Genomic DNA, 9239 nt, shown 5'->3' on the forward strand with positions numbered 1-9239 from the left:
CGGTCAGACGCGGTCGGCTGCGATGAGCAGGTACTGGAAGGACCCGTCCCTGTAGGAGTTGATGAAGGCCTCCTCGATGCCCGTGACCAGCGAGGACGTGGCCCGCAACTCCCAGTAGGGCAGGGTGTCCGGAGTGAGGTCGACGACGGCCTGCGGCACGAGGCGGTTGTCGGCCATGGCGCGCAGATACTCCCGGCGTGAGTGGATGTTGCACTCGAAGTGCGCGTTGATCTGGGAGACCCACTTCGATGGCTGGCCGTACCGAGGGTTCCAGCAGCCGGTGATGGTCACATAGCGACCACCGACCTCGAGGATGCGGGAGTGTTCGGCGAAGAGGTCGTGCAGGTCGACGTACATGGTCGATTCGTTGTTCCACGAAGCCGCGGCCTGCCCGGTCGCGAAGGGCATGTCGAGCATGTTGCAGACGCGGGCGCGGACGCGGTCCTGGATACGGAGTTCACGGGCACGCCCGTTGGCGAAGTCGGCCTGCTTGGCCGACAGCGTGACTCCTTCGACCTTGGCTCCGAAGCGCTGGTGCGCCATCACCATCGAGCCGCCCCGGCCGCAGCCCGCGTCCACCAGGGTGTCGTCACGACCGATGTCACCGAGGTGCCCCAGGAGGCATTCGGCCTGCGCCGACTCCAGCCGGTGGAGCTCGGAGATCAGCCTCTTCTCGCTCTCGCTGTCCTCGGCGTCGCCGAGTGCGGAGCGGTCGATGTCCCCGATGCCGTAGTGGTGGTGGTACAGACCGTCGACATCGCCGAGACGCAGGTTCACGGGCCTTGCCTCCCCGTCCCAGTAGCGGGCGATGTCCCCCTGGTAAGGCGTCGCCGGGCCGGGGATGCGCAGGGGAGTGCCGTTGGAGGGGGCGGTGGCGGTGAGTTCGGTGTGGGTCACAGACGAATCCATTCTCTTGCCGGAAGTCTCTTACCAGAAGTCGGGCAGGCTGTAGCGGTAGGTGTTGGTCTGGTGCCAGTGGTGGTTGCCGTCGACCCATGCGGCCACGCCTCGCAGGAAGCGCAGCACATTGGGGACGGGGCAGGCGGCGGCCAGGGCCGCTGCCTGGGTTTCGAAGTCGTGCATGAGGTCGTTGTGGACCTCGACCGACTTCAGATAGGCGGCCTGGTCGGAGAGGCCCTCACGTTCGGCGATCACGACGGGCAGGTTCAGGTGCAGGCCGGGGGATTTGAGTTCCTTGGTGTACGAGTACAGGTCGTTCACGATGGTCGTCGCGTTCCCCGCGAGAGCGATGACCTTCTGCATGGCGGCCTGGGCGTGCAGGTCCGCCGGCAGTTCGTAGCCGCCGACGGTGTCGGTGATGGTGGGGCAGGGGCGGAAGTTGTTGAACTGACGCATCGCCAGGTACTCCCACACCTCGGGTACGTGGTCCTGCTGTGCCCACGCGGCTTCGGCGAGGTACCCCAGGTGCAGCCGTGCCATGTCGTGCCGGAACCGGTCGGCCTGGGCGGGGCTGCCCATCTGGAGGAAGTACTCCATGGCGGAGCGGTAGGCGCGCCGGGGCGCGTCCGCGTGGAGCGACTTCGCCCACTGCGGCTGGTACTCCTTCGTCGTGTAGAGGGGATCGAGGGCGGTGTGTGCGAGGAGGAGACGCTCACCGAGGCCGATGGGCGAGCCCCCGTGGTCCTCGCAGTAGTAGTCGTCCACCGCGTTCTCGGCCACCATCAGGCGGGTGGCGAGCATCAGATGGTCGACGGTGGGCGCGTCCGGATGGCAGCCGACCATGTAGCGGCCCACGGAGAAGCCGTCGAACTCCTCCTCCCAGTCGTCGGGGTAGAGGGAGACCTCGTCCAACGCCCAGGACTTGATTCTCCGGCTGACCTCCTCGACCCGCGCCGGGTCGGGCTCGGGCACCGGGTGGTAGTAGAGGCCCGGAATCGGCATGCCCTCCGCCGTGGCTGCCGACGGCTCCGAAGGTGTCTCCGAAGCCGTCGGCAGCTCCTCCCGCGGGGTCAGGCACAGTCCCGCCGTGCCAAGGCCGCTGGGGCCACGCAGGATGCGTTCCAGGTCGGGGCCGGGTGCCGGGGCGGGTGGGGCGGGCAAGGAAGGTGTGCCGGGTGGGCCGCCGGTCGCGGCCTTGATGTCGCAGGCGCGGGCCGCGGCGTCGGCGAGGACGCGCGCCCCGAAGGAGGAAGCGGCCTCTGGCAGGCTCGACCGCGGAAGCGTCGGCTCGGGCGCGGGCATCCATGGCTCCTTGGTGTGGTGGGCGGCCGGGTCCGCTACCTGGGCCAGCGGGCGATCTGCACGTTCTCGAGGACCCCGACGGCGTCCGGCACGAGGATCGCGGCGGAGTAGTAGGTGCTGACGAGGTAGGAGATGATTGCCGTCTCATCGAGGCCCATGAACCGGACCGAGAGACCCGGTTCGTACTCGTCCGGCAGACCGGTCTGATGCAGACCGATGACACCCTGGTTCTCCTCGCCCGTACGCATGACCAGGATCGAGCTGGTCTTCTCCTGGGTGACGGGGATCTTGTTGCAGGGCAGGATCGGCACCCCGCGCCAGGCCGGGACCTGCTGGCCGCCGAGGTCGACGTGGTCCGGATAGAGCCCGCGCGCGTTGAACTCACGCCCGATCGCCGCGATCGTCTTGGGGTGCGCGAGGAAGAACTTGGAACCGCGGCGCCGACAGAGCAGTTCGTCCAGGTCGTCCGGGGTCGGCGGCCCTGAGTGCGGCTGGATGCGCTGCTTGAAGTCGGCGTTGTGGAGCAGGCCGAACTCCCGGTTGTTGATCAGCTCGTGCTCCTGGCGCTCGCGCAGCGCCTCGATGGTGAGCCTGAGCTGTTCCTCGGTCTGGTTCATCGGCCCGTTGTAGAGGTCGGCGACCCTCGTGTGGATCCGCAGAATGGTCTGGGCGACCGAGAGTTCGTACTCGCGCGGTTTGAGTTCGTAGTCGACGAACGCGCCGGGCAGGTCGTGCTCGCCGGTGTGGCCGGCCGACATCGCGATCTCCGCCTCACCGCGATGGTTCTGCCGCTGGTGGGAACGCGACGCAAACCCCTCGACGTGCTCCCGGAGAGTCGGCGCCGCGGACCGCACGGCCTCGAAGTCGGCGCGTGACAAGGTCAGCAGGGTGCCCGACGTCTCGGCGGTGGCGGTCTGCTCCCACCGGGCGTCCTCGTCGAGCAGGGCGTTCTCTCCGAACCGGTCGCCATCAGCGAGTACGTCCAGGGCGACCTCGTCGCCGTAACTGCCGACGGTGGTCTGGCTGATGCGGCCGTGCGCGATCAGGTGGAGCTGGTCCGCGGGCGTCCCGCGCTCGACCAGCGTCTCGCCGACCCGGAAGTCGCGTTGGACACACCGATCGGCGATGGCGGTCAGCACCTCCACGTCGTCGAAGCCGCGCAGCAGGGCAAGTTCACCGAGCTCACGCGGGATCACCCGGACGTCGGCGCCGTCCTGGACGAACTCCACGGTGCCGTCGCCGACGGTGTAGCTCAGGCGGCGGTTCACCCGGTAGGCCCCGCCCTTGGTCTCCACCCAGGGGAGCATCCTCAGCAGCCAGCGGGAGGTGATCTCCTGCATCTGCGGAGCGGACTTGGTCGTGGTGGCGAGATTGCGGGCGGCCGCCGTGCCCAGGCTGGACTGCCGGGGCACCTCCAGTCGTGCTTCCGGGCTCGAGTCAACAGTCATCGGGCGAGCTCTCCTTGGTCAGGTCAGCGGTCCGCGTATGCGGTCGTCATTGGGCAAGGCGATAGAAAAGGGCCATACGACGGGGAATCCGTCCAGATCCAGTGAGGACAGTAATGTCCGTAGCGCCTCCTGGACCAAGGAAAGTCGCCGACATTAACTCGATACGATGATCGTGCCCGTGCGATGTTTGCCCGGGTACCGGCGGGATTCAGCCCCGATCGGCGGCGCGTTCCAGTGAGTTGGGGCAGCGGTCTTTACGGTGCGGGGCGCCCGCCCCGCTGTCGCCGCCGTCGGTATGCGTCTCGACCGACCTCACCGCACAACGTCGGAAACGCGACTGGATCCGGTCGGGCAGTGCCCGGCTGGGGCGACACTGCGCTGAGCACCGCTGCGGACAGTCTTGTGAATCGCGGGCGCGGTGGAGTTGTGGGCAGTCGAGCTGCGAGGAACGGGACCGGTCATGGCCAAGAATCAGCGCAGTTCGTCGCCCGGCGGCCGATGGGAGCGGGCCGTCGTCGTCGGTGGCGGGTACGCCGGGCTCGTGACCGCGCGGGTCCTGGCCGATCACTTCGCCGATGTGCTCGTCCTGGAGCACGATCCGGTGCGGTCGGACACCGGCGTGCACCCGCGCGTTCCGCAGGGCTACCACGCGCACGCGCTGCTCGCCCGGGGCGGCGACGCGCTGGAGGGTCTCTTTCCGGGGCTGCGGGCGGAGCTCGCGGAACTGGGCGCGCCCGTCTTCGACTACGGGGAGCGGATCAGCTTCCTGCTGCCGACCGGCTATGCGCCGACCGCCCCGGTCGGCGTATCCGTCCAGAGCTTCACGCGTGACGAGCTCGAACGGCGGCTGCGGCACAGGGTGTTGGCGCTCCCGGCGGTGCGACTGCTCGCGGCCACCCGCTGCGAGACGGTGACGGCGAGCGCCCCCGGCCGTCTGGACCGGGTCCGCTACCGCACCGACGACGCCGCCGAGTCCGCCGAAGTCAGCGCCGACCTGGTCATCGACGCCTCGGGCCGCTCCACGTCCGTCGACCGGTGGCTCGCCGACGCGCGTCTGCCGGTGTCCGCCAAGACCGTCATCAAAGCGAAGATCACCTACACCTCCGCGTGCTACGAACGCCCGCCGCAGGACAGGCAGGACTTCGACGTCGCGTACCAGATGGCCTTCGCACCCGGTGTGCCGCGCGGTGGAGTGGTGCTTGCCGTGGAGCACCATCGTTGGATGTGCTCGCTGTTCGGCGTCGACCAGCATGTGCCGCCCACCGACGACGAGGGCTATCTCGACTTCGCGCACTCCCTCGGCAACCCCCGCCTCGCCGAACAGATGAAGCGCGGCACCCGGCAGGGGCAGATCCACCGCTACACCAACCCCGGCAATGAGTGGCGCCTGCACCACAAGAACGCCCGCTGGCCCGAGCGCCTGATCGCGGTCGGCGACTCGCTCTGCGTGTTCAACCCGGTGTACGGACAAGGGCTCACGGTCGCCGCGCTCGAAGCGGAGGCGCTCGGCCGCCTGCTGCGCCGCCGCCGGGCCGAGGCGTCCGGACTCGACGGCCTCAGCCGTGCCTACCAGCACGCGGCGGCCCGTGTCATCCGAGTCCCCTGGACCCTGGCCACCAGCTCCGACGTCATGTGGGAACCCACCGGTCAACCGCTGCCCGCACGCTTCGCCCACTGGTACAACCAGCAGGTCTTCGGGCTCGCGGTACGCGACCCAGGCGTATGGGCGCGGTTCGTACGGGTGCTGAACATGAGCGCCCCGCCGTCGCTGCTTTTCCATCCGGCCGTGCTCGCGAAGGTGGTACGCCGCGCGCTCACGCGCCGCGCGAGCTGACGCGGCGGGTCGTCGCCGACCTGACTCACTCCGGGCGGAGCCACAACGTGGCCAGTGGGGGGAGAGTCACGAGCAGGCGGGCCGGAAAGGCTCCCGCGGCCTCGGGGTCTGGTTTCAGCGGGCCGGGGTTGCGTACATCGCCGCCGCCGTATTCGGCCGCGTCGGTATTGAGCGTCTCCGTCCAGGCACCGGCTGTCTCAGGCACTCCGAGCGGGTAGTCGTGGCGGATCACGGGGGAGAAGTTGCTCACGGCCAGGAGCGGAGTCCCGTCGGCGGCGAAGCGCAGGAACGCCACCACATTGTCCTGGGCCGCGTCCGCCTCGACCCAGGCGAACCCGTCGGGGACCGTGTCCTGCTCCCACAGTGCGGGGGCGGTCCGGTACTGGTGGTTGAGGTCGCGTACCAGCCGCTGCACGCCGCTGTGGTCCGATCGCGCCGGATACGACGGGTCAAGGAGCCCCCAGTCCAGGCCGTGCTCCTGCGACCACTCAGCGCCCTGGGCGAACTCTTGGCCCATGAAGAGGAGTTGCTTGCCGGGGTGGGCCCACATGTAGGCCAGGTACGCGCGGTGGTTGGCACGCTGCTGCCACCAGTCGCCCGGCATCTTGGACACCAACGAGCCCTTGCCGTGGACGACTTCGTCGTGCGAGATGGGCAGGAGGTAGTTCTCGCTGTACGCGTAGATCATGGCGAAGGTCAACTCCGCGTGGTGGTACTGGCGGTGCACCGGTTCGTGCTGGATGTACTCCAGGGAATCGTGCATCCAGCCCATGTTCCATTTCAGGCCGAAACCCAGGCCGCCGGTGCCACCGGGGCCGGTGTGATGGGTGGCCCGCGTGACACCGTCCCACGCTGTCGACTCCTCGGCGATGGTGACCACGCCGGGGGAGCGGCGGTAGACCGTCGCGTTCATCTCCTGGAGGAACGACACCGCGTCCAGGTTCTCCCGGCCGCCGTGTTCGTTGGGCGTCCACCGGCCCTCCTCGCGGGAGTAGTCGAGGTAGAGCATCGAGGCCACCGCGTCCACCCGAAGCCCGTCCACGTGGAATTCCTCGCACCAGTAAGTGGCGTTGGCGACAAGGAAGTTGCGGACCTCCTTGCGGCCGTAGTCGAACGTGAGGGTGCCCCAGTCGGGGTGTTCGGCACGCTGCGGGTCCCCCGGCTCGTACAGCGGCTCCCCGTCGAATGCCGCGAGCGCCCAGTCGTCCTTGGGGAAGTGGGCAGGAACCCAGTCCACGATCACGCCGATGCCTGCCTGGTGCAGCGTGTCGACGAGGTGCCGGAAGTCGTCCGGCGTTCCCAGCCGGGCGGTCGGCGCGTAGAGCCCGGTGACCTGATACCCCCACGACCCGCCGAAGGGATGCTCGGCCACCGGCATGAACTCCACATGCGTGAACCCCATGTCAGTGACGTAGCCCGTGAGTTGTTCAGCGAGCTGACGGTAGGTCGATCCCGGTCGCCAGGAAGGAAGATGAACCTCGTACACGGAGAGCGGGGACTGGCATACGGGGCGATCGGCCCGGCCTGCCATCCATGCCGCGTCCGCCCATACGTGGGCCGAGCGCGTGACCACCGAGGCGGTCGCAGGCGGTGCCTCCGCCCGGCGGGCCAGCGGATCGGCGCGCACGGTGTGGGTGCCGTCGGAGCGTGTGATGTCGAACTTGTACAGGTCCCCGTCGCCGACACCGGGGATGAACAGCTCCCATACGCCGGCCGAGCCGAGGGACCGCATCGGGTAGGCGGCTCCGTCCCAACGGCAGAAGTCCCCACACACCCGCACCCCCCTGGCGTTGGGCGCCCACACCGTGAAACGGGTACCGACGACGCCTTGGTGGGTCATCGGATGCGCGCCCAGCGCCTTCCACAGTTCCTCGTGCCGGCCCTCACCGATCAGGTGCAGATCGAGTTCGTCGAGAGCGGGCAGGAAACGATAGGGGTCCTGGAGCGAGACCTCCCGGCCGTCGTACGTCACGCGCAGTTCGTACTCGGGGATCGACGCGAGCGGCAGCACTCCCGCGAACAGACCGTCTCCCACGTCGTCCAGTGCCAGTGCCGTGGTGTGCCCGTTGACGACGACCGAGACCGCCTGGGCGTACGGGCGCAGGACCGTGAAGGCCACGCCACCGGGTACGGGATGCGCGCCGAGCAGGGCGTGCGGGTCGTGGTGCGTGCCGGTCAGCAGGCGCCTTCGGCTCTCCGCGTCGAGGGGCGCGCGAAGGGTGGCCGGGGGATCGGCGGCGGACACATCGACGGTGACCATCAGTGGCCTTTCGCGAGGCGGGCGATCGACGCCATGGGAACGGGCAGCCAGTCCGGGCGGTGCCTGGCCTCGTACAACGCTTCGTACACCGCCCGGTCCGTCTCGTAGGCCCGCAGGAGCCCGGCGTGCTCCCGCGGGTCCCAGGCAGCCTCGGCGGCGTAGCCCGCGCAGTAGGCCTCCCGGCAACGCTGTGCCCACTGCGGCTGCCAAGGGCGCCTGGCGTGGGCCGCGTACTCGAAGGAGCGGAGCATGCCCGCGATGTCGCGTACGGGGGCCTGGGCGTGTTTCCGCTCGGCGAGCGGGCGGGCGGGCTCGCCCTCGAAGTCGATGACGAACCACTGGTGCCCGGCCCGCAGAACCTGGCCGAGGTGCAGGTCACCATGGATGCGCTGGTCGGGTCGGCCCCGGAGGCGCGCACCGACGACTTCGTATGCCGCCCGCAGCCGAGACACGTACGGAACAAGTTCCGGTACCTGACGAGCCGTGGTGTCCAGGCGCGCGATCATCGCGGCGGCGAGCCGACCGCCCCCGTGCCGGTCCGGAGGGTCCGGCGCGAAGACGTGAGCCAGCGCCAGATGCACTTCGGCGGTGGCGCGCCCCAGTTCGTACGACTCATCGGTGAAGTCCTGGCCCGACGCCAGGGATTGGAGTGCCAGGGTCCAGCCGTCTGTCGCGTCGCGCAGGAACGGCTGGAGCACGCCGAGTGTCGTCTTGCGCGGCTCGGTGGTCCAGAACCAGGCCACGGGAGCGGGCACGCGGGCGCAGCCCTCGCGGGCCAGCGCCGATGGAAGCTCCAGGTCCGGGTTGATGCCGTAATGGATGCGGCGGAAGATCTTCAGGATGAAGGAATCGCCGTACACGAGCGAGGTGTTGGACTGCTCGCCGTCAAGGACACGGGGCGTGAGCCCTGGGGGCACCACGGTCCGCGGGTCGCGTTCGAAGCGCAGAGGTCCTGCCGAGCCCGGGGTCCGGAGGCGTTCAAGGAGCAACCCGGCCGACCGGGGGTCGTGAAGGGCGTCGTACACGGTGAGTCCTGCGAGAGGGCCCACGCGGGGTCGGCCGATGACGGCGTGGTGGAGGCGGGGCGGCAGGTCCTCGCGTACGCCGAGGAGCAGTTGGTAACAGCCGTCGCGCGACCCGGCGTGCCGGGAACGGATCAGTAGGTGCAGGCAGCCCGGGTGCAACTCGGTCATCGACATCACGGACAACTCCGTGATGGGGAGCCCTTTGCCCGCGAACCACCGCTGCTTGGGCAGCCACTCCTCGAGCACCCCGGCAAGCGACGTGAGCAGCGGCGGAGGGCTGAGGCTGCCGCGCGACTGTGTGGCGGTGTTCACCATGTGGCACGTCCGATCAGAGGCGCACGGCGGGGGTCGTCGGGCGGCGCGGGTGCCTTGTGCAGCCGGAACCAGTAGAAGCCGTGTCCGGCCAGGGTGAGGAGGTAGGGGAGTTCGCCGATGGCGGGGAAGCGGACTCCGCCGATGAGTTCGACGGG

7 protein-coding genes are annotated in these 9239 nt (G+C 69.2%); 1 reads left to right on the forward strand and 6 read right to left on the reverse strand.

Annotated elements, in window-relative coordinates; genetic code table 11:
* Positions 1–3: 3 nt before the first annotated feature.
* The 3 genes from ACGFSB_RS24075 to ACGFSB_RS24085 are packed head-to-tail and all read right to left on the reverse strand — an operon-like array spanning position 4 to position 3650.
* Positions 4–897 (reverse strand): geranyl diphosphate 2-C-methyltransferase, encoded by an 894-nt coding sequence (locus ACGFSB_RS24075; RefSeq protein WP_393402742.1) that lies wholly within the window; start codon positions 895–897, stop codon positions 4–6.
* Positions 898–927: 30 nt separating this feature from the next.
* Complete coding sequence (locus ACGFSB_RS24080) at positions 928–2202, reverse strand: family 2 encapsulin nanocompartment cargo protein terpene cyclase (RefSeq protein ID WP_393402744.1); 1275 nt, start codon at positions 2200–2202, stop codon at positions 928–930.
* Positions 2203–2237: 35 nt separating this feature from the next.
* Positions 2238–3650, reverse strand: a complete 1413-nt coding sequence (locus ACGFSB_RS24085) for a family 2B encapsulin nanocompartment shell protein (RefSeq protein ID WP_393402746.1) — start codon at positions 3648–3650, stop codon at positions 2238–2240.
* A gap of 460 nt (positions 3651–4110) precedes the next feature.
* Between ACGFSB_RS24085 and ACGFSB_RS24090 the strand changes: the two genes are divergently transcribed.
* The gene (locus ACGFSB_RS24090) at positions 4111–5484 is read left to right on the forward strand and encodes an FAD-dependent oxidoreductase (RefSeq protein ID WP_393402748.1); all 1374 of its coding nucleotides are present in this window, start codon (positions 4111–4113) and stop codon (positions 5482–5484) included.
* Between the two features lie 25 nt (positions 5485–5509).
* Here the strand turns inward: ACGFSB_RS24090 and glgB are convergent, their stop codons facing one another.
* The 3 genes from glgB to ACGFSB_RS24105 form a co-directional block, all read right to left on the reverse strand.
* Positions 5510–7744: a 1,4-alpha-glucan branching enzyme gene (gene glgB, locus ACGFSB_RS24095; RefSeq protein WP_393402750.1), complete on the reverse strand. Its 2235-nt coding sequence runs from the start codon at positions 7742–7744 to the stop codon at positions 5510–5512.
* Positions 7744–9084 carry a maltokinase gene (locus tag ACGFSB_RS24100; RefSeq protein ID WP_393402752.1) on the reverse strand — a complete coding sequence of 447 codons (1341 nt, stop codon included), beginning with the start codon at positions 9082–9084 and terminating at the stop codon, positions 7744–7746. Before ACGFSB_RS24100 ends, glgB begins: the two co-directional genes overlap by 1 nt.
* On the reverse strand, positions 9078–9239 hold a 162-nt coding region (locus ACGFSB_RS24105), incomplete at its 5' end, for an alpha-glucosidase C-terminal domain-containing protein (RefSeq protein WP_393402814.1). The genes ACGFSB_RS24100 and ACGFSB_RS24105, both read right to left, overlap by 7 nt.

The organism is Streptomyces sp. NPDC048441 (assembly GCF_043200235.1).
Taxonomy (GTDB): Bacteria; Actinomycetota; Actinomycetes; order Streptomycetales; family Streptomycetaceae; genus Streptomyces.